Origin of the sequence: Lysinibacillus sp. NPDC047702, assembly GCF_050272555.1 — a bacterium.
Classification (GTDB): domain Bacteria; phylum Bacillota; class Bacilli; order Bacillales_A; family Planococcaceae; genus Lysinibacillus.
Map to the genome: position 1 here is coordinate 20,447 of NZ_JBNNMG010000026.1, position 21,491 is coordinate 41,937.

A 21,491-nucleotide genomic window follows, 5' to 3' on the forward strand; every position below is an offset into this window, starting at 1 on the left:
TAATCAGCTTCCCTTTTATTTGATCAGGTCTCATCCTTTTTTGATCGGCTTTTCAGGTTTTTGATCAGGTCTCTCCCTTTTTTGATCGGCTTCCCGTATTTTTGATCAGGTCTCTCCCTTTTTTGATCGGCTTCCCGTATTTTTGATCAGGTCTCACCCTATTATTTGATCGGGTCCCCCTCTTTAATGGTTAAACCACACTCTTTTTTGATCAGCTTCCCCACCATTCCAACCAATTTCATCATCTTTTAACCACTCATTGATTTAGATACCCTCGCCTGAGTCATATATGGAACTTTCTTCTTCTCGCATTGTTCGCATTAAGCTAATGCCCCCTAGCGTTCCGACAATAATGCTTCCAATTAATATGATGGCGTAGAGATCTTTCTCCAAGAATAGCTGCACTAAAAAATAAGAAATAGCTAAAGAAAATATTGGAGATACAATCCAAATTCGAATGATTTTTCTAACAATTTGCTTATGCAGAATTTGTTTTCCGTTTTTCGCCATTCCCATGCCGATAATAGAGGATGAAGTTACTTGTGTTAACGGTACTGGAAGCCCGAAAATAGAGCTAATACCGACAAGCAGTGCACCTGTGCTGGAAATTAAAATACCTTCTGTCTTCTCGAAGCGAACAATCTTCTTCCCATTTGTTTCAAGTACTCGTTTTCCAAGTAGTATGGCTCCAAGCGCTACAAATGCCCCACCAAGCCAAATTCCATTCGTCACACTCATCATCCCTGCACCTACCAATGGTCCAACTGCATTCGCTACATTATTCATCCCCGCTGAAAATGCTTCAAAAAATCCAGCTAGTACAAGGAGAATCGTTAATATCGGTCGATCCTTTAGCAAGCCCTTGACACGTAATTTATACAGCCATTTCCCAAAGACTAATGCAATGACAAATGCAATAATTGGAATTATCACCCAAAATGACATGATGACAAGCAATGATTTTACATAAAGCACCTTATAAGCTATCCCTACACCTACAACAGCTCCTACCGTTACTTCACTTGTCGATAATGGGATTCCTAAAAGATTTGCCAGAAAGAGTGAGCTTGTCGCGGAAATTAAAATAATAATAACAACCTTTACAGTGATGTACTCTTGTGGCATAATGCCAGAGCTAATTGTTTTTACTACCTCTCCACCGCCAAGAACCGCTCCACTAAAAACACCTATGGCACAAATCAGCAAGGCTTGCCAGGCTTTTGGAATGGCCCCTGCACCGTAAGCGACTCCCATAGAGGCCGCTGCTCCACTAGCACCTATATTTAATGCAAAAAATAGACTAATCGCTATCGCAACATATTCAAGCATGGCAAAACTCCTTTATTCATGTAAACCACACTCAGTTTTACCAGATCCTTGCCATCTACCTGAACGTAAATCATCCATCGTAAAGGCTGGCTTTGTGCAATGTTCACAGCCAATGCTTGGATAACCTGTGTCGTGCAAAGGATTGTAAGGCAAATTATGCTTTGAGACATATCGCCAAACGTCCTTCCATGTCCAATGAATGAGTGGACAAATTTTAATTGACTTAAATTTATCATCAAGATTGATAAAATTTGTATTTTGACGAGTTGGCGATTGTTCACGACGCAAACCTGAGATCCAAGCTTTTGCCCCTGCTAATGATTGATGTAACGGTGTTATTTTTCGAATTTCACAGCATTTATTTGGATTAGACTTCCATAACTCATCACCGTATTGCTCCGCTTGTTGGGCTAATGTAAGAGCAGGCTTTTGCATAATAATGTTTAGCTGCGGATATTTCTCTTTCACTCGATCAATAGTTTCATAAGTTTCTTTAAAATGAACATCTGTATCTAAAAAAATAATGGTAGCGTCAGGCTTCACCTTTGAAATTAAATCGATTAAGACGATTCCCTCAATTCCAAAGCTACAAGCATAAACGATATCCTCTCCATACTCTGCATAACTCCACTGTAAAACCTCCAGCGCAGCCTTATAGGTTTCATCAATCTTAAAATCTAATGTTGGCTCATGCCAAGTTGCAAATGTTAACATGTTATCCCCCTTATAACGAAAAAAGACGCTCTAACAAAAGACATAGTTATAACATGTCTCATTGCTAAAACGCCTCTAGTTTGACTAGCCAGCTCATATATGATGATTGTTTACTAGTATTTGCTACCTTGTTCACAATCATTTTTCTTATTACCAAATATATACTAAATTACACCTAGTAGTCAACTAGGCTTTTTTAAAAATTAAATTATTTTTCTAAACTTTTATCCAACGTGTGGTGTGTACGTATCTGTTTTAATAATTTTTTCTCTCTTTCTATGTAAAATTGAACTGCATCTCTTGATGAAGAGCCACAATTTTTTCAAAAATTAGCAATATTTTTTCAATTCCTTGTTGACTAATAGGAAATATATGTTTAATGTATAACTAAGATTTGAACCAGACCAATAAAAATGCTGATCAGAGGATCTGAAGGCCATCTACCTAGAACGAAATATTCTCGTTCTAAGAGATGGTCTTTTGCGTTTTTTTAGATCAAAAAGGAGCGATTTTAATGAAAAAAAGAAAACATCTTTTCCAATCATTAGCACTTATATCTATGCTGACATTGACCTTAACAGGCTGTGGAACTAAATCATCTGAAAGTGATACTGGTGCTTCAGACACAAAAAAATCAGTGGAATTATTTAATGTATCCTATGACCCTACACGTGAGCTATACGATGAATTTAATAAAGATTTTATAAAGAAATGGAAAGATGAGATAGGTCAAGAGGTGACTATTAAGCAATCTCATGGTGGTTCTGGAAAGCAAGGGCGAGCTGTTATTGATGGGCTAGAGGCTGATGTTGTTACCTTAGCCTTAGCCTACGATATTGATGAGATTGCACAGGCTCGGGATTTATTAAACAAAGATTGGCAAACGGAATTTGAAAACAATTCCACACCTTACACATCCACTATTGTCTTTTTAGTACGCAAGGGCAATCCAAAAGGCATTAAGGACTGGAATGACTTAATTAAGAAAGATGTTTCCGTTATTACACCAAATCCCAAAACATCTGGTGGTGCTCGTTGGAATTATTTAGCTGCTTGGGCCTATGCAGGGAAATTATATAACAACGATGAAACAAAAATAAAAGAATTTATGAATGCTTTATATAGCAATGTGGAGGTATTAGATTCAGGTGCACGTGGAGCTACAACAACCTTTGTTGAGCGTGAAATTGGAGATGTCCTAATTGCTTGGGAAAATGAAGCCTATTTATCACTCAATGAATTAGGAGATGATGAATTTGAGATTGTCACACCTTCTTTAAGTATTTTAGCAGAGCCTCCTGTAGCAATTGTTGACAAGATAGTTGATAAAAAAGGGACACGCGATGTAGCCGATGCATATCTAAAGCATTTATATAGTGATGCTGGGCAAGAAATTGCTGCAAAAAGTTACTATCGACCACGTAATGAAGAAATTCTAGCAAAATATCAAGACCAATTCCCACAACTTGAGCTTGTTTCCATCGATGATTTCGGAGGCTGGGCTGAAGCACAAGCAAAACATTTTAAAGATGACGGTACATTTGACGAAATTTATGTACCTCAATAAGGAGGCCTGTTATGACAAGTTTAACGATTAATAAAAAACGTCGCATCATTCCGGGCTTCCGTCTTTCTCTTGGTTACACCATGCTCTATGTTAGCTTGCTAGTTTTATTGCCGCTTTCTATGATTCTTATTCATACACTGTCCTTAAGCTGGGCAGAATTTGTTGATATTGTGACTGCTCCTCGGGCTGTTGCTTCTTATAAAGTAAGCTTCAGCACAGCGCTTGCTGCTGGATTGCTAAATGTTGTTTTTGGCACCATCATTGCTTGGGTGCTCGTGCGCTACCAATTTCCCTTTAAACGCATCATGGATGGACTTGTTGATTTACCGTTCGCTTTACCAACTGCTGTAGCAGGAATAGCCTTAACATCACTTTATGCACCCAATGGCTGGATTGGTCAATTTTTCAGCTTCAAAATTGCATTTACACCACTTGGTATTATCATCGCCCTAACGTTTATCGGGCTGCCATTTGTCGTTCGTACAGTACAACCTGTTTTACAAAGTATTAGCGCAGAGGTTGAGGAGGCCTCTGCAAGTCTTGGTGCAACACGTTTACAAACCTTCGGAAAAGTCATTTTACCAGAGCTGGCTCCTGCCATTTTGACAGGCTTTTCATTAGCTTTTGCACGTGCACTAGGAGAGTATGGTTCCGTAGTTTTTATCGCTGGAAATATGCCGATGAAAACCGAAATTACACCGTTAATTATTATGACGAAGCTAGAACAATATGATTATGCTGGTGCTACAGCTATAGCATTAGTCATGCTCATTACATCGTTCATACTATTATTCAGCATAAATATCATACAATGGCTGGCAAATCGTCGCTTTGTACAGTAGGAGGTATATATGGAACAATCTACAGTTATTCAGCAAGCTGCTCCTGAAAAAAATAAAGCCATAGCAAAGTCTTCAGCCTTACAAGAACCTCGCTTCGTTCGTTATACTTTGACATTTATTGCGTTAGTTTTTTTAGGATTTTTTATTGTTTTGCCACTAGTATCTATTTTCATCACTGCCTTCCAAAAAGGCGTAGACGTGTATATGGCAGCCATTACACATCCAGATGCCTTAGCGGCTATCAAGCTAACTTTAACAGTTGTTGTGATTGCCGTCCCATTAAACGCGATTTTTGGTATTATGGCTGCCTGGGCATTAACAAAATTTAATTTTAAAGGGAAAAATTTATTACTAACAATTGTTGATCTTCCTTTTGCTGTATCCCCTGTTATCGCAGGGTTAATATTTATCTTGTTATTTGGTGCACAGGGTCTATTTGGCGATTGGCTCTTTGAAAATGATATTAAGATTGTTTTTGCGCTTCCAGGGATTGTTCTTGCTACTATTTTTGTTACGTTGCCCTTTGTTGCGAGGGAACTCATTCCTCTTATGCAGACACAGGGAACCTCTGAGGAGGAGGCTTCCATATCACTTGGTGCAGGCGGCTTTAAAACATTTTGGCATGTGACATTACCAAATATCAAATGGGGCTTATTATACGGGCTTATTCTATGTAACGCTCGAGCGATTGGCGAATTTGGTGCCGTTTCTGTTGTATCGGGACATATTCGAGGGATGACAAATACTATGCCCCTTCATATTGAAATTTTATACAATGAGTACCAATTTGCAGCAGCCTTTGCCGTTGCTTCGCTTATGAGTGTTATTGCCATCATTACACTTATTGTGAAAGATATTATTGCCTGGAAATCAAAATCTGTTTAAAGGAGACATTGCCATTATGAGCATTCAAATAAAAAACGTATCAAAAAAGTTCGGTTCCTTTCAAGCTTTACAGGATATTTCCCTCCATATCCAATCTGGTGAACTCGTTGCCCTTCTTGGCCCATCTGGTTCAGGGAAAACCTCTTTACTACGTGTAATTGCTGGTCTGGAAACCTCTGATGTTGGTGAAATTTTATTTGACGACCAATCGATTACAGACCGTCATCCAAAGGAACGAAATGTAGGCTTTGTATTCCAGCATTATGCCCTTTTTCGACATATGACCGTATTTGATAATGTTGCCTATGGTCTTAAAGTACGGCCTCGTAAAACAAGACCCTCAAAATCAGAAATTAAAGACAAAGTGATGGAGCTATTACGTCTTGTTAAACTGGAAAATTTCGCTGAACGTTTCCCAACTCAGCTTTCAGGTGGGCAACGTCAGCGTGTGGCACTAGCTAGAGCACTTGCCGTGGAGCCGAAGGTGCTTTTATTAGATGAACCCTTTGGTGCACTTGATGCTAAGGTAAGAAAAGAGTTACGCAGATGGTTACGAAAACTTCATGATGATTTCCACATTACAAGTATATTTGTCACACATGATCAAGAGGAGGCACTGGATGTAGCGGATCGCATCGTTGTGATGAACAATGGCCAAATCGAGCAAATTGGTAGTCCAGATGAGGTTTATACAAACCCTAAAAGCCCATTTGTTTACGATTTTTTAGGAAATGTAAATATTTTCAAAGGACGCTTACATAATGGTAAATTAACACATGGTGAATTTGCTATTGATGTACCTGACTCACATGCACACACTCAGGATGAAGCTATAGGCTACGTTCGTCCACATGATATTCAAATTGAAAAAACCGCTGTTACAGGTACAGTACCTGTCAAAATAAGTCATATTCATTTACTTGGTCCAATCGTACAAATTGAGTTACACCGTGAGGATATCGGCGAATTTTTAGAAGCTGAATTGTCAAAAGAGCAATTTCTTTCCCTAGAACTTAAAATCGGTGATCAAGTATATGTAAAACCAAAGCAGCTAAAAGTCTTTATCCCTGAAGATTTCTCCATCTAAAATTTTAATGTAGCACACTCTCAAGCCGCTCTTTTTTATAAGAGTAGGCTTATTTTTTATGAGAATTAATTATAATATGTACCTTTCTACTCAATTTTCCTAATTTACTATTTATTTAACCTAATTTTAACCTTTCTCTTCTATAGTAGTAGACAAATGATTTTATAACTTCAATAAGAGGAAATGAAAATGTTAAGAATTAATCTTCCCAGTAAAGCAATCTATTTTCGTGAATTCGCAAGTATACAACAAATGCAAATAACCGAACAGTCATTTAAATAACGTAAACTTTCCCTTTTTATTGAATTGTAAAAATTATGATCACTAGTTCCGGGAAACCTTCTCCAGACTAACAACACTCTTTTTGGCTCACTATATCAAATATTTAAAACAATGAAGAATAATCTTATAGAGTGGGCAATCACTTACAATACCTTGACAAAAGAAGGAGGAAAAAATGGAACGAATCAATCAAATTATGGCACCTTTATTAGCATCAATAGTACTTTTATTCATGCTAATAACTGGACCTATTACAAATGTATCTGCATCTACACAACCATGTGTAACCATTGGTGATCAATCAAATTCAAATTATAGCAGCCTTAATCTGGGTTATTTTGATAGCCTAACTCAGACCTTTACAGCCAAACATACGACTAATTTAACCGCCCTGGATATTTATTTGCAGCATGACCTTGCGGGAAGTGAAGTATGGGTCGATTTATCATCTCTGTCCGCAGGTGATCTATCGCCTGGAACGGTAATCGCACAGTCAAAAAGTATGATACAAGGGACTGGGTGGAGAACAATGAATTTTCCAACATCTGTTTCGCTTGTCGCTGGACAGAAATATGCAGTCAAAGTCTATCAGGTTAGTGGAAACAATCTCGTAACCATGCTGTCTGTATCAGCAAAAGAATATATGGACGGTATCTTTTATGTAGAAAAGGATGCTGTACGCCAGATCAGCAATCAGGAAAACATGAGATTAAGACTGTATACGAGTAAAGGAGATCCTAGCAGGGCTACAACCAATTTAAGCAGCTTAATTATGAATGACAATGTACTCCGTTCTGAAAGGGATCCAGACAACTTAAAATATTTGATCATCACTCTTCCAAGTGCATCTACTTTTACGCTGACACCAACATTAGAGACCCCGGCGGATTCATATTTGGAGATTAACGGCAGTTCAGGTATAAGTGGAGCCCCTTATACGATATCCGTGAATGAGGGGATAAGTACGATTGATTTCACTGTTATAAAAGGAGATTGTACTGAAAAGAAAACATATACAGTCAATGTCGTGAAGGATACGATAGCACCTACAATTACGGGCACAATTACACCTCAACCAAACGCAGCAGGATGGAACAACAGTGATGTAACTGTACGCTGGACTGTAAATGATAGTGCTTCTGAAATTGATCCTATGACGATACCTAGTGATCAAATTCTAACAGCTGAAGGTGACAATCTGCAAGTCACGGGAACTGTGAAAGACAAGGCTGGAAATAGTGCGAATGAAACTGTAAGAATTAAAATTGATCGTACACCTCCAACCATAATTGGAGAGGCAACAATCCCCCCTAACTCTGCTGGTTGGTACAATGGGGATGTAATTATCAGTTGGACAGTCTCTGATGCACTTTCAGGAATTGATCCATCTACTTCACCAAGCAACAACGTTATTACAGGAGAAGGTGACAATTTATTTGTGACAACAAACGTGAGCGATAATGCTGGAAACAGCACAAATGCAACGGTGAGTGGGATTAAGATTGATCGCACTGCACCAGTGACGACAATAGCACCGCCTGTCCTTTTGTCAAACGGTACTACGAGACTTACACTAACTGCAACTGACACCCTTTCTGGAGTGAAGCAGACTTTTTACCAGATAGATAATGGTAATGTAGAGACTGGGAATATTGTCGACTTTCAAACAGATGGAACGTTTGTATTAAAGGCTTGGAGCAAAGACAATGCGGGTAACGTGGAGCAGGCACAAAGTATTCAGGTGGATGTGGATCAAACCGAACCCTACTTTATACAAAATTATCCTAGGTTTGGGATAATCGGAGAGACTACTGCTGATTTACTACTTAAAATAAATGAACCAGGTCATGTCTACTACACAGTTCTCTCTAACGGAACAGCTCCAACTGCTGCACAGGTTAAGGCGGGAACAGATGCATTAGGAAATTTACTCTCTGCCAACCTGCAAGGAAGTATTGCTATGGTGGGAAATAAAGAAGAAAAAATTAGCCTGTCAGGACTGCAAAAATCAACGAAATACACTATTCATTTAGTAACGGAAGATCAAAAGAGTAATCTTATGCAAAACGTCAAAGCTCTATCGTTAGCAACATCAACTCCCCCATCAGCTAATAGCTATACGGTATCCTTCGAGTCAAACGGCGGAAGTATTGTAACCGATCAAAGCGTTTTGTATAACACAACTTTAAAAGAGCCATTAACTACAAAAGAGGGTTATACATTCGGAGGATGGTACAAAGATGTAGCTTTTACAAATGCATGGGATTTTACAAAAGACGTTGTAACGGAACGGATAATTTTGTACGCAAAATGGATTATGAACAGTACTTCAGGTGGTGGTTATATTCCTAATCCTGAGCCAAATCCAAGTCCAATACCAGTTGAAACACCAAAATCGGAACAACCTGTCCCAACACCTGAAGAACCCGAGCAACCTGAAGGAATGACACCAACTTATCGCTTCACTGATATTACTAACAATTGGGCAAGGGATATGATTGAGGACATTTCGGAGCGTGGTATTATCACTGGTTATCCAGATGGCACGTTCCGACCGAACGAACCAATAAAACGACAACATATTGCGGTCATGTTGGCACGTGCATTTGAGCTAACAACTAAACGTGAAGCTGTGCCATTTAGTGATGTACCCCAAAACCATCCATACTATGATTCTATAACGAAACTTCAACAAGCTGGTATCGTAGATGGATCAAACGGTGCATTTAATCCAAACGCACCGATGACACGTGGTCAAATGGCAAAGATTCTCGTACTTGCATTTGGTTTAACACCTGAAGGAACAAGTACATTCCACGATGTTCCTGCCACGCATTGGAGCTATAACTATATATCCGCACTCGCCGATTCTGGTATAGCATTAGGCGATAATGGTAACTTCAAACCTAATGAACCAGTGACACGAGCACAATTCGTGGCATTTATGTATCGGGCACTGAACCTATAATTTGAAATACGCTACAAAGCCTTTGACTAGACTTTGTAGCGTATATTAATTCTTTCTCCTGTCTCTATTGATGATGAAACTCTCTTCCATCATAGACTGCTGTTACATAGCCAGCCCGAATAACAAAATCTCCAAAATGCTCTCCCTCTAAACGATCCTTGGCAAAATGCAGAAGAATTGGACGTAGCTCTGCTAAAATTTCCTCTTCACCGATATTTTCACGATATATTTTATTAAGACGATTTCCTATAAAGCTTGCCCCTAGATACATATTGTACTTTCCTGGCCCTTTACCGATAAAGCCAATTTCAGCCATAGCAGCTCGTGAACAACCATTAGGACAGCCAGACATCCGAATAACGATTTCGGTCTCGCTTAGGCCGGCCTCATCAATAATTGTATCAATTTTTGTAATCAGGGAAGGTAAGTAGCGCTCCGCTTCAGCCATCGCTAGCCCACATGTTGGTAGCGATACACAGGCAATAGAATTACGTCGTAAAGCAGAATAGTGCGCACCATCTGTTAGCTTGTATTCTTCAATAAGAGCCGCAATCTTTTTTTTCTTTTGCGGAGTAACATTGCCAATCATTAAATTTTGGTTTGGCGTTAGGCGAAAATCACCCGTGTGTACCTTCGCAATTTCGCGTAGCCCTGTTAGCAGTTGATAGTCTTCAAAATCCTTAATACGACCATTTTGAATAAATAGCGTATAATGCCATTTCCCCTCTGCCCCTTTAATCCAGCCAAACTCATCACCTGTACGATCGAATGTATATGGACGTGTTTCTTGAATATTCCAGCCTAGACGACGTGTGAGCTCCTCATTAAACCATTCAAGCCCTCTTGCATCAATTGTGTATTTAAAACGAGCATTTTTACGTACGGAACGATTGCCATAATCGCGTTGAATCGTAATAATTTTTTCTGCTGTTTCCAGTAATTTATCAGGTGTGATAAAGCCAATAACCCGAGCAAGCTGTGGGTATGTTTCATGATCACCATGCGTCATGCCCATCCCACCACCTACTGCAACGTTAAAGCCAACTAACTTACCCTCCTCAACTATCGCAATTAATCCGATATCTTGTGAAAATACATCTACATCATTACTTGGAGGAACAGCTATACCAATCTTAAATTTACGTGGTAAATACAATGAACCATAAATTGGTTCAATTTCTTCCTCTTGACTGTCCACTACCTTTTCACCATCTAGCCATAGCTCATGATATGCTCGTGTTCTAGGAAGTAAATGCTCGCTTAACTTTGCGGACCAATTGTAAATTTCCTCATGTAATGCTGATTGATTTGGATTGACATTACACATAACATTACGGTTTACATCCCCACAAGCAGCAAGAGAATCCAATAATACATCGTTAATTTCCTGCATATATTTTTTGACATTCCATTTTAAAATACCGTGTACCTGGAACGCCTGACGAGTTGTTAATTTTAAGGAACCATTGCCGTACTTTCTTGCCATTTCATCCATTACTAACCACTGAGCTGGTGTAGCTGCTCCACCTGGTGTACGTACGCGCACCATAAATTGATAAGCGGGCTCTAGCTTTTGACGCTGCCGTTCATTACGTAGATCACGGTCATCTTGTAAATAACTTCCATGAAATTTCATCAGTCGATTATCATCCTCTGGAATTCCTGAACTTAATGGATTATTCATCGTACGTTCAAGTGTTCCACGCAGATAATTACTTTCACTTTTTATACGCTCTACATCACTAGGATTTCCTGGTTGTGGAGGTAAAATAATTTTTCCTGTCATGTTTCTTCTCTCCTTTATTAATAAACGTCACGTTGATAGCGATTCTGTTGTTTTAGTTCATTGACAAAGGCTTTCGCTTCCTCTGGCGTTTTTTGTCCTTGTTGCTCTATCAGACGATGTATTGTGGCATCGACATCTGCCGCCATCGCTTTTTCATCACCACATACGTAAATAACAGCCCCTAGCTCCAACCATTCATAAAAAGCTGCTGCATTTTCTTCAATTTTATGTTGCACATAGATTTTTTTATCAGTATCTCGTGAGAAGGCTACATCCATTTGGGTTAGTGTGCCAGAGGCAAGCCAACGCTGCCAATCTGTTTGATAAAGGAAATCTGTCACAAAATGCTGATCACCAAAGATTAACCATGCCTTTCCTTCAATCCCAAGTTCCTCACGCTCCTCTAGAAATGCACGATATGGAGCCACACCTGTACCCGCACCAATCATAATAATTGGTGTGTCCTGTTGCACTGGTAATCTAAAATTGGGATTTTTATGCACATATATTGGTAATGTATCACCAATTTGAATACGCTCCGCAACACTGCCAGAGCAAACGCCAAGACGTTGACGTCCATTTGTCTCATAGCTTACTTTCCCAATAGTTAAGTGCACCTCTTCATTATTTGCCTTTTGACTACTAGCAATGGAATAAAGTCGTGCAGGAATTTTACGTAACAGCTCTACAAATTGCTGTGCATTCCATGAAAATGGCGTAAAGTCTTCAGCGACATCAAGCAAATCTCTTCCCTTTGCATAGTCCTTCCAAGCGTTAGCATCTTCTACCATCTTTGTATATTCCTTATGAACTGTATAGGCACCAATCTTTTGTAATAGTGGCTTGGATAGCACTGTTATTTCTAGCTTCTTTTGCAAGGCTTCTCTTATCGATACTTTTTCATCAAATACACTTACCTCAGTTAGAGGATCAAACTGAAGTGCTGTTAATAAAGCATCGACTAATTTTTCATCATTTTCTGGCAAAATACCGATGCTATCTCCAGGCTCAAAATAGAAATTTGTACCCTCAATTGATAATTCAACATGACGCGTCTCTTTGTTGGAGCCCCTGCCATTTAAATTAATGCTTTCTAGTACTTCAGCATAAAAAGGATTTTTTCGAGAATATGTAGAATCCCCCTGTACTGTCTGATCTGTTGTCTCTAATGTAGCAGTTACATCAGCCTGCTGTAGGAGCTCCTTCTGAACAGCTGCAAACCATTGTGCTGCAGCATCATCATAATCCACATCACAATCTGTACGAGGGACAATCTGAGTAGCCCCCAATTTGGCAAATTGCTCATCGAAATCTTTCCCTGTTTTACAGAAGAATTCATAGGAGCTATCCCCTAAGGCTAGTACCGAATAGTGTAAATTCTCTAGTTTTGGAGCGCGCTTACTATGCAAAAATTCATAAAACTGTATGGCTTGATCAGGTGGGTCCCCTTCACCATGTGTACTGACAATGAGTAAAAGGTTTGTAAGCTTTTTTAAATTATTAGGCTTAAATTTCGCTAATGATGAAACTGTCACATCTACATCATTGCTTTTCAATGCAGACGCATATTTTTCAGCTAGACCCTGGCTATTACCTGTTTGTGAACCATATAAAATCGTCACTGTTTTAGTGCTTGGTGTTACCGTTGGCGGTACTTCCTCAGGTATAGTATTGATTGTTGCTAGCGGTGCACTTAAATAACCGTTTAGCCAAATTCTCTGCTCTCCAGTTAGTTTAGGGAGCAGCTCATTTAATAGCTTTACCTGCTCTTCATTAAATGGACTATTTATTACTTGCAGTTTCAAATCTTGCCACCTCACGTATTAGTATCATTTCTTTTCTTCATTGAGTCGGCGCCAAACCTTTTTTGGCTGGCGCTATTTTTTCTGTAAAAATCAATTATGCCTCGGCATAATTGCGTCCGGAATCGGCTTTGTGCTTGCACAAAGAAATCCTTTCTGATTCCGTGACATCTGCCAGAGGCTTTAACTTCTTTCAGTAGGTGTTTGGACATTCACTGAAAAGCAACCTAAACCCGCATTCATCTCACCACCTATAGAGGTGGAAGACTTCTGCTGAAAGAAGTTAAATTATCGAAGTCTTATTTTTTCCTTTTTTTCAATTTGGACCACATAGGAATTTTGGATAATTAAAGTAATTGATCCATGACTCACAGTATTTAAAATTTGACGGACATTATCTAATGCTAGATTTACATTTTCAGCCCTTTTATCTACCATGACAGAACACCTTCCTTATGACATGCTAATAATTCGACAATACGTTCCACTAAAACTTCCCTTACATTATGGTCGTAGCCTAAACTTTCACATAATGTGATGTTACGATTCTCATATTCTTGCAATCGCTTTGCTATACTTTGTCGAAGAATTCCTGTAAACAATAAATACGGCACGATAAATATTGGATCAGCCTTATTTTTCTTTTGCTGTAGCCACTCTTCAAAAGTTGGACCTATTCCATACAAATAACATGTGTCTACGGCAATATAAGCATATTTATCACGTAGCCTTACTGCAATTTTAGCTAAATCCCTCTTGACTTCTGGATCACTGCTCCCACGACCAATTAGTAAAACACTTGCATTGTTAGTAGGTAATTTTGTTTCTAAAATCCTAGTGTGTAGTGTGTCAATTAATAATTCATGGATACCAAGTGGTTCACCGTATGTAAAGGTTACATGTGGATGCTGTTTTTTCGCTCTTTCGATTTCGCTTGGAATATCCTGCTTTGCATGCTGAGCAGCTAGTAATAAAATAGGCATGATCGCGATAGCTGTAGCCCCTCGTTTAATACAGCTATCGATCCCTTCAGCAATGGTGGGTACTGCCAATTCTAAGAAACAAATTTCTTGAATTGGAATATCAATCTCCAGTTGTACGCCCTTTAGAAAGGCAATGGCTTGCTCCACGCCTGCCTTTACACGGCTTCCATGAGCAATATATAAAATGGCTTGCATAAATCCACATCCTTACACAGAATTTTTTACTAACTGCGGCTGTGGAATGTTTTGCTCAAACCATTGAATTGATTCCCTCAATGTAACAACCTTTCCCACTACAATTATGCTTGGGTTTTGGATATTTTCTCGTTGTACAATCTTTTCTATAGTAGCTAAAGTACCCGTAACTGTTTTTTGCTGAGAAAGCGTACCCCAATGAATAAGCGCTACAGGAGTTTCTTCATCGCGACCATACTTAAGCAGCTGCTGACGAATATAGGGAAGATTGCCAACCCCCATATAAATCGCAATTGTATCAATTCCTTTTGCAAGACTTTCCCACTGTATGGCGTCATCCTTGCCCTCTCTCATATGACCTGTAACCATCGCAAAACTTGAGCTTAAATCGCGATGTGTTACTGGAATTCCCGCATAGGCTGGTGCGGCTATCCCAGAAGAAATCCCAGGAACAATTTCAAATGGAATATTATGCTGTACTAGCACCTCTGCTTCTTCTGCACCTCTGCCAAATACGAATGGGTCACCTCCCTTTAATCTCGTTACAATTTTCCCCTGCTGTGCATAGCTGACAATTGATTGATTAATATGCTCCTGAATCATGGCATGCTGCTGAGGCAGTTTACCGCAAAAGATAAGTTGAGCTTCCTTTTTAGCATAAGCCAGCAACTCTTTATTAATGAGTCTGTCATACAAGATGACATCAGCACATTCGATACACCGTAATCCTTTGACAGTAATCAAATCCACATCTCCAGGACCAGCACCTACTATAAAAACTTTCCCCATTTCTTTTCACTCCTTCTCGTCTCTTGTTAGAGATAGAAAAAAGACTCATATTATCCATGGGCATAGCGATGCCTATGAACAATAAGAGCCTCTAGTTTGCTAGTCAGCTACGTTTTCAATTCTTAGTAATATAATAAGAATAATAAATAATTTAGTATATTCTGTCAACAGTTTATTTCATGCCATTTTATGATTTTTTCAAGAACAATACCAATTAACAATCATGAAAATATTTACAAATTAAGAAAAAAACCAGCTGCCGATGTAATTTCGACAACTGGTTAACATATTCCACTTATTCAGCTTAAAAAGGTCTACGATACCGTGGTGGAAATGGTCGACCTGGATGGAAATATGGACCTGGTGGAAATGGACGATAGTTTGGATAAAACGGTGGATATGGACCAAATTGTGATCCAAGAAAACTCCCTAAAAAACCTCCAAAAAACGGTGCACCGAATGACCAAAAGCCTCCTCCTGGATAACCTCCGAAAAATGGCATAAGCTACCTCCCTTTTTACCTTATCCTATGTAGGGAGGGCACAACTATCACATGTACATCGCCTAAGCTAATTGACATTATAGAAGGATAACTTATTTTCTATCAATTTCACTACCTAAACAAGTTGACACCCACCATAACGTTTTTAATTTTCTTCTCCTAATCGTTGCACAAAGTTTGCAATAGTTCTTACCATTACACCTGTTCCACCCTTTGGACCTAGATCATGTATAGCAACTGCATCAGATGTGCCCGCGATGTCTAAATGAATCCATGGAGTATCGCCAACAAACTCACCAACAAAGCCTCCACCAAAAATCATATGTCCATCTCGACCTGGAGAATTATTTAAATCAGCAACATCTGATTTACGAATTCGCTTTTTATCACTTTCTGTTAAAGGCATGCGCCATACAAACTCATCTGTTTCCTGTGAAGCTTCCATGAATGCAGCAAAGAATTCATCATCATTCGATAATGCCCCAGTTTTATCCATACCAAGTGCTGTAATTACCCCACCTGTTAATGTTGCTACGTCAATAATCGAAGTTGCCCCTTGCTGTTTAGCATAGGTAGTAGCATCTGCTAATACTAAGCGTCCCTCAGCATCCGTATTTAATATTTCAACTGTTTTGCCACTATATGTTGTAATAACATCATCAGGTTTAAATGCTGTATCTGAAACCATATTATCAGTGGAACCAATAACAGCTACAACATTTTTATTTGGACGTAATTCACCAATGATTTTCATAGCGCCAAGCACTGCTGCTGCACCGCCCATATCGCCCTTCATGCCTACCATTGAATCCTTTGGCTTTAAGGAGTAGCCGCCTGTATCGTATGTAACGCCTTTACCTACAAGACCAATTGGCTCTTCAAAGTCTTCAGTAGCCTTATATTTTAATGTGATTAATCGAGGTTCTTCATGGGAGCCTTGATTAACACTTAAAATACCGCCCATACCAAGCTCCTCTAATTGTACTTTATTTAAAATCTCAACTTCAAAATCATAGTCTGTCGCAAGAGACTCTGCATAATTAGCCAAGTCTGTTGGTGTCAGAAGATTCGGTGGTAAATTAATTAGGCTTCGTGCTTCGTTCACTGCATCTGCATAAATAATCCCTACTCCAAAGCTTGCCACTACCTCATCAATATCATTAGCTTTAGTTACTAGATGGATAGCCTCAATGCGCTTATCGACCTCATTTGAAGTTGTTTTATAATGAGGAATTGCGTAATAACCAAGACCTGTTCCCTCACCAGCTAAAAATGCAACATCTGCAACAGTAATATCTTCTGTCGTAAATGATTCAAGCCAAATTGAATACTCCTTAACCTTTAAGGCTCTTAGCTCCTTACCTACTAAACCAAATGCTGCACGTATAACGCCTTCTGTTAGATTTTTACGTTCATCTAATCCCACAAATAAAATACGTTTAAGATTAGCGTGATCTTTCATAAATGGCAATTTTGTTATTTTTTTTAGCTCTGTCGATACGTCCCCTGCGCTAAGCCACGCATTAATGGATTCCCCGTAAAATGATGAAAAACTATCCCATTCCTGCATTTGTTCACGATGTTTTGTGACTCCTACCACTAATACTTCAGTAGAAATCGTTTCAAATGATTTTGCTTCTTTTACAATATGCATGTTAATTCCTCCATTCATTCTCCATTATACCTAAGTTTCAGAAAACACGTAATATTTGGCTATAGCTTCTTTTAGAAAATAATGAATGTTATAATAAAAGCAATTATTAGTGAAGGTTGTGATGATTATGAGTTTACTTCAAAATACCCCTTTACTCGTTGCCCTCTTCGCAGTTCTCTTTGCACAATTTGTCAAAATTCCTATTCATTTTTTAATGACCAGACAGATTAAATGGGGACTGATTACTTCTACTGGTGGAATGCCCAGCTCACATTCCGCTTCCGTTACAGGACTTACGACCTCTATCGCCTATGAAACTGGATTAGATTCTCCAATTTTTGCTGTAGCCGCTATGTTTTCATTTATCGTTATGTATGATGCAAGCGGTGTTCGCTATCAGGCAGGTCAACATGCAGCCATATTAAATCAGCTTCGAAAGGACTTTCAAACTTTGCTTCATGATTTAAAGAAATGGCCGCAAATGGATGGGCAAGAAAAAATGGAAGAGCTAAAAACATTGCTAGGTCACAAGCGAAGCGAGGTTTTTTTCGGGGCACTAACAGGCATTTTTATCGCCATCATCACCTACCAGTTACTATTATAAAAAAGACACCTCCTCATGATGAGGCTGTGTTAGAAAATCAATTTCGCCTTGGCGTAATTGTAGCTGCCGCTTTGCTTTCGCTACAGAAAACATTTGTTGCTGTCGCTTTGCTTTCGCTACAGAAAACATTTGTTGCTGCCGCTTTGCTTTCGCTACAGATAAAATTCCACAGGATGTGTTCTTAGACTGAGTTCCGCTATTTCAGTAGGTGTTTGGACACCCACTGAAAAGGAATCAAAACCACTTTCAACTCACCACCTATTTTGCTGAATGAAGATAAAAAATCAGTATTTATCTCTACATCAATACATGGAGATAAATACTGAAACTTGTTAAAACATCCGATATCCACTTTTACGTAAATAAATCATGACAATCCCAGCTACTATAGAACCTGCAAAGCCACCAGATAGAATAGCAATATCTACAAATTGCAATGCTTGTAATTTATCGATTAATGCTGGAAACGCAGAGCCTGGCTTGAAAATATAATCTAAAAAGCTTACATCATCAACAATAAAAATCACAACAATTGGATACACAATTGCCATTAACCATGTCATTCGCAGAAGCATATTTAATAAAAATCCGATACCAAAGAACATGACGAAAAATAACAAAATTGATATGATTAGCTGAACTAATGAAACTGGACCATCCATGTATGTATAACCTCCGTTTTCCTCTCATTAGTTTACATGATTACGACAACGCTTTCAATGAACATAGCCTTGTTTTCGCTTGTTCGTCATATTTAGGAAAATCATTTTGATTTTACTAAACGCTAACATTTAATGAAAGAGTAAGGAACCGCTGTAGCTTCAAATACCTCACGCTACATAATCATTTTTTAAAGAATAATCGATAAGATGAGTAGCCAAACACCTCGCCTGGATTAATGCCCTCAATCCCTTGTAACTGGTGTTTTTCAAATTGATTGGAGGCCATCTCTCTTAACATAACCGATGTCATTTCATCTTGTGCCAGCTCCTGTGGGTACATCCATCTTGCTTCTAACAATTCATTTTCTTGAATACAAATCAGCTGTTGCTCATCTATCATTCGACAATAAAAAATTGCCATATTATCACTAACTTCACCACGAATAACACCCGTACGAAAACCAATTAAGCCAGATACGCAGCAATCAATACCTGTTTCTTCCTTTAATTCTCTGACAACAGCCTCGTCCACCGTTTCACCCGCATTCACAAATCCAGCTGGCAATGACCATCTTCCCTTTAAGCCACTATAAGCTTTTTTTACAACCAGCCATTGACCGAACTTATTGACAGCAACTCCAGCAACCCCTAACCAAACTTTTCCTCTATCCTTCTTCATCTCATTCACCTCTTATATCAATATTATAACTGCTCATTTTCTATACGGAGAAGCATTAATTCTGAATTTTTAGTGTTTAGCAAAAAAATGCAACAAAAAAACCTCCTCGAAAGAAGGGCGAGAGAGGCTGATTTTTACTACTATAGATATAAGAATACTTTACATCCTGAACCTATTACATCACTTAGATTGAATCCTGCATTTCTAAATGTTCCAATTGCCAATTAAGCCTTAAGATATTTTTTAATTTAGTCACATGCTCTTCCCCTATCGTATTGATAAGTTGCTGCTCAATTTCTGCTTTGTATTGTTCATTTTTTTCATAGCATTCTTCACCAAATTTAGTCATACGAATGGCTTTATGTTTTTTACTATGTTCAACTTTGCAAACTGTTACTAGTCCTTTGGCTTCCAGATTTTTTATGAATTTATGGGTTGCCTGTCTAGAAAAATCAACATTCTTAGCCACATCTGAAATCGTTAGTTGCTTTTTATATATTTTACCTAAAATATTCCATTCCGAGTTAGAAATATAAATATGATTATGCTTATTCCACTTCTCTTCAGCAAGTCGTCGAAGTATTTCATGACGTTCGCTCAATAAATCAATGACATCCCGATTTTGCAATTCGCCCTTCAACTTATTCACCTTCATTCCATATTTTCGTTAATAATATACAAAAAAAAATACTACTCGTCAACTAAGTTGACAAAATATATTTATTTGTTTATACTTATTTTAGTCAACTAAGTTGACAATTTATTTTGTTGGAGGGAATATACATGTATAATGTTGGCGATGTAGTCATTTATTCATCACATGGGCTTTGTTCAATTGAAGATATCTGTGAACAAACTTTTAGCGACATTACAAAAACTTACTACGTTTTGCATCCATTTAATGATTCAAAATTAACCATTCGCACCCCTATTGACAATGCAAAAAAACAGCTTAGAGACATTATAAAAAAAGATGAAGCCCTCAAGATTCTACATTCATTTACTTCTCCTGGTGTTGAATGGATTGAACAAAACACACATCGTATGCGATCTCATATAGAAATTATTAAATCCGGTGATCGACAAAAGCAAGCAAGTCTCTTAAATACTTTACTAAGAAAAAGGCTTGAATTTCTAGCACTAGAAAAAAAATTCCCAAATCAAGAAGAAAAATTACTTCAAACCTTACAGGAATCTATTTTCTCAGAATTTTCGATTGCCCTTGATAAACCCTCAGAAGAAATTTATGAAGATGTATTAACAAAACTTCAATAAGCTTTTTTTGATACATAAAGAAGCCACAACCATCTCTATAATTGAGTGCATTGTGGCTTCTTTCATATTTAATCAAATCATATTTCAATTATTGTGAATATGTAGTATTACTGTCTCTTTTCAACAAATAACAAAATTAGTGTTGCCAAAGGACCTAATACAAGAGAAAGTAAAAACCAATTTAACCCCGTTCTATTCTTCCCTTGTGCAAGTGCAGCATTTATTAACGCCAATGTACCCCAACCTACGAAATATTGATTATCCATCATCTGCACCCCATCTTATTTAACAATACTGCACCGTTAGTGTATATTTCTTCACAAATTTGATTATAACACATCCAACTAACATGCTTCATAACCTGTATATCACCATCACTACTGATCACTGACATTTAAAATGAAATTGCGCGCAAAACGTAGTCTTAATGTCAATTGATCTAGGAATAAATCCAATTGTTGATCGCAAATAATTCCAAACGTGAGTAGACCGATTATGTATGGACATCATTAATTCATTTTCTCGCTTCCCTACTCTTGCTCTAAGTCGTTTAATAGAACGGTTGTCAGAAAAAAAGCGCTTCTTTCCATATTGATTTTCAATACGGAAGAAAGCGCATTTAGCGTATATATTCAAATATCCTATAACAATAGGGTCAAACTTTGCACATCAGAAAACTAACCTGAGAGCAATCCATGTAACCAAGTTCTACGGGACTTAATAATCCACATCAGCTAAATGATGCGCTACCGCAATCTTATCATAACTTTCTTTATAAGCTTACACTTCTCTACACTAATATTTGTAAATATGTTACAATCTAACAGAGTAGAAAACTGATTATTCAGTTAAACGGAAAAATATTGGCGATTTGATAGGAGATTGA

The 21,491-nt window shown here is 38.2% G+C and carries 21 protein-coding genes; 7 read left to right on the top strand and 14 right to left on the bottom strand.

The genetic code is table 11. The features are described from left to right. Positions 1 to 264: 264 nt before the first annotated feature. Together ACQKIM_RS13775 and ACQKIM_RS13780 are read right to left on the bottom strand one after the other, a co-directional pair. Positions 265 to 1,329, bottom strand: a complete 1,065-nt coding sequence (locus ACQKIM_RS13775; protein WP_427544804.1) for an inorganic phosphate transporter — start codon at positions 1,327 to 1,329, stop codon at positions 265 to 267. A gap of 12 nt (positions 1,330 to 1,341) precedes the next feature. Then, a complete protein-coding gene (locus ACQKIM_RS13780; protein ID WP_427544806.1) occupies positions 1,342 to 2,043 on the bottom strand; it encodes a phosphoadenylyl-sulfate reductase in 702 nt (233 codons plus the stop codon). Positions 2,044 to 2,557: 514 nt separating this feature from the next. Here ACQKIM_RS13780 and ACQKIM_RS13785 point away from each other — a divergent pair. The 5 genes from ACQKIM_RS13785 (at position 2,558) to ACQKIM_RS13805 (ending at position 9,674) form a co-directional block, all read left to right on the top strand. Next, positions 2,558 to 3,610, top strand: coding sequence for a sulfate ABC transporter substrate-binding protein (locus ACQKIM_RS13785; RefSeq protein ID WP_427544808.1), 1,053 nt, complete (start codon positions 2,558 to 2,560; stop codon positions 3,608 to 3,610). Between the two features lie 11 nt (positions 3,611 to 3,621). Continuing rightward, complete coding sequence (gene cysT, locus ACQKIM_RS13790) at positions 3,622 to 4,452, top strand: sulfate ABC transporter permease subunit CysT (RefSeq protein WP_427544810.1); 831 nt, start codon at positions 3,622 to 3,624, stop codon at positions 4,450 to 4,452. Between the two features lie 9 nt (positions 4,453 to 4,461). Then, positions 4,462 to 5,337, top strand: coding sequence for a sulfate ABC transporter permease subunit CysW (gene cysW / locus ACQKIM_RS13795; RefSeq protein WP_427544812.1), 876 nt, complete (start codon positions 4,462 to 4,464; stop codon positions 5,335 to 5,337). Between the two features lie 16 nt (positions 5,338 to 5,353). Beyond that, on the top strand, positions 5,354 to 6,424 hold the full coding sequence (locus ACQKIM_RS13800) for a sulfate/molybdate ABC transporter ATP-binding protein (RefSeq protein WP_427544814.1): 1,071 nt from the start codon (positions 5,354 to 5,356) through the stop codon (positions 6,422 to 6,424). Between the two features lie 457 nt (positions 6,425 to 6,881). Next, complete coding sequence (locus tag ACQKIM_RS13805; RefSeq protein ID WP_427544816.1) at positions 6,882 to 9,674, top strand: S-layer homology domain-containing protein; 2,793 nt, start codon at positions 6,882 to 6,884, stop codon at positions 9,672 to 9,674. 64 nt (positions 9,675 to 9,738) lie between these two features. On the opposite strand, the gene cysI is transcribed toward ACQKIM_RS13805, so the two are convergent. From cysI to ACQKIM_RS13840, 7 genes are all read right to left on the bottom strand, one after another. Next, positions 9,739 to 11,460, bottom strand: a complete 1,722-nt coding sequence (cysI, locus tag ACQKIM_RS13810; RefSeq protein WP_427544818.1) for an assimilatory sulfite reductase (NADPH) hemoprotein subunit — start codon at positions 11,458 to 11,460, stop codon at positions 9,739 to 9,741. 17 nt (positions 11,461 to 11,477) lie between these two features. After that, positions 11,478 to 13,265, bottom strand: coding sequence for an assimilatory sulfite reductase (NADPH) flavoprotein subunit (locus ACQKIM_RS13815; protein ID WP_427544819.1), 1,788 nt, complete (start codon positions 13,263 to 13,265; stop codon positions 11,478 to 11,480). A 285-nt stretch (positions 13,266 to 13,550) separates the two neighbouring features. Further along, the gene (locus ACQKIM_RS13820; protein WP_427544821.1) at positions 13,551 to 13,700 is read right to left on the bottom strand and encodes a DUF2292 domain-containing protein; all 150 of its coding nucleotides are present in this window, start codon (positions 13,698 to 13,700) and stop codon (positions 13,551 to 13,553) included. Next, positions 13,694 to 14,440, bottom strand: coding sequence for a sirohydrochlorin chelatase (locus ACQKIM_RS13825; protein ID WP_427544822.1), 747 nt, complete (start codon positions 14,438 to 14,440; stop codon positions 13,694 to 13,696). The genes ACQKIM_RS13820 and ACQKIM_RS13825 overlap by 7 nt, the downstream gene beginning before the upstream one ends. A 12-nt stretch (positions 14,441 to 14,452) precedes the next feature. After that, entirely contained in the window at positions 14,453 to 15,229 is a 777-nt protein-coding gene (gene cobA / locus ACQKIM_RS13830) for a uroporphyrinogen-III C-methyltransferase (protein WP_427544824.1), read from the bottom strand. 304 nt (positions 15,230 to 15,533) lie between these two features. Then, complete coding sequence (locus ACQKIM_RS13835) at positions 15,534 to 15,731, bottom strand: uroporphyrin-III methyltransferase (RefSeq protein WP_427544826.1); 198 nt, start codon at positions 15,729 to 15,731, stop codon at positions 15,534 to 15,536. A 145-nt stretch (positions 15,732 to 15,876) separates the two neighbouring features. After that, the gene (locus tag ACQKIM_RS13840) at positions 15,877 to 17,385 is read right to left on the bottom strand and encodes a leucyl aminopeptidase (protein WP_427544828.1); all 1,509 of its coding nucleotides are present in this window, start codon (positions 17,383 to 17,385) and stop codon (positions 15,877 to 15,879) included. Between the two features lie 121 nt (positions 17,386 to 17,506). Between ACQKIM_RS13840 and ACQKIM_RS13845 the strand changes: the two genes are divergently transcribed. Then, complete coding sequence (locus tag ACQKIM_RS13845; RefSeq protein WP_427544830.1) at positions 17,507 to 17,989, top strand: divergent PAP2 family protein; 483 nt, start codon at positions 17,507 to 17,509, stop codon at positions 17,987 to 17,989. Here ACQKIM_RS13845 and ACQKIM_RS13850 read toward each other — a convergent pair. The 4 genes from ACQKIM_RS13850 to ACQKIM_RS13865 form a co-directional block, all read right to left on the bottom strand. Continuing rightward, positions 17,984 to 18,118 carry a hypothetical protein gene (locus ACQKIM_RS13850; RefSeq protein ID WP_427544832.1) on the bottom strand — a complete coding sequence of 45 codons (135 nt, stop codon included), beginning with the start codon at positions 18,116 to 18,118 and terminating at the stop codon, positions 17,984 to 17,986. The two genes, ACQKIM_RS13845 and ACQKIM_RS13850, sit on opposite strands and share 6 nt — an antisense overlap. Positions 18,119 to 18,321: 203 nt before the next feature. Beyond that, positions 18,322 to 18,651 carry a YuiB family protein gene (locus tag ACQKIM_RS13855; RefSeq protein ID WP_283869341.1) on the bottom strand — a complete coding sequence of 110 codons (330 nt, stop codon included), beginning with the start codon at positions 18,649 to 18,651 and terminating at the stop codon, positions 18,322 to 18,324. A gap of 181 nt (positions 18,652 to 18,832) precedes the next feature. Next, positions 18,833 to 19,330 (bottom strand): NUDIX hydrolase, encoded by a 498-nt coding sequence (locus ACQKIM_RS13860; RefSeq protein WP_427544834.1) that lies wholly within the window; start codon positions 19,328 to 19,330, stop codon positions 18,833 to 18,835. A 184-nt stretch (positions 19,331 to 19,514) separates the two neighbouring features. Beyond that, complete coding sequence (locus ACQKIM_RS13865; protein ID WP_427544836.1) at positions 19,515 to 19,979, bottom strand: MarR family winged helix-turn-helix transcriptional regulator; 465 nt, start codon at positions 19,977 to 19,979, stop codon at positions 19,515 to 19,517. A 134-nt stretch (positions 19,980 to 20,113) separates the two neighbouring features. On the opposite strand from ACQKIM_RS13865, the gene ACQKIM_RS13870 reads away from it, so the two are divergent. After that, positions 20,114 to 20,605, top strand: a complete 492-nt coding sequence (locus tag ACQKIM_RS13870; protein WP_427544838.1) for a CarD family transcriptional regulator — start codon at positions 20,114 to 20,116, stop codon at positions 20,603 to 20,605. Between the two features lie 107 nt (positions 20,606 to 20,712). Here ACQKIM_RS13870 and ACQKIM_RS13875 read toward each other — a convergent pair whose 3' ends face one another. Beyond that, positions 20,713 to 20,874 (bottom strand): hypothetical protein, encoded by a 162-nt coding sequence (locus ACQKIM_RS13875; protein WP_427544896.1) that lies wholly within the window; start codon positions 20,872 to 20,874, stop codon positions 20,713 to 20,715. Positions 20,875 to 21,491: the final 617 nt, after the last annotated feature.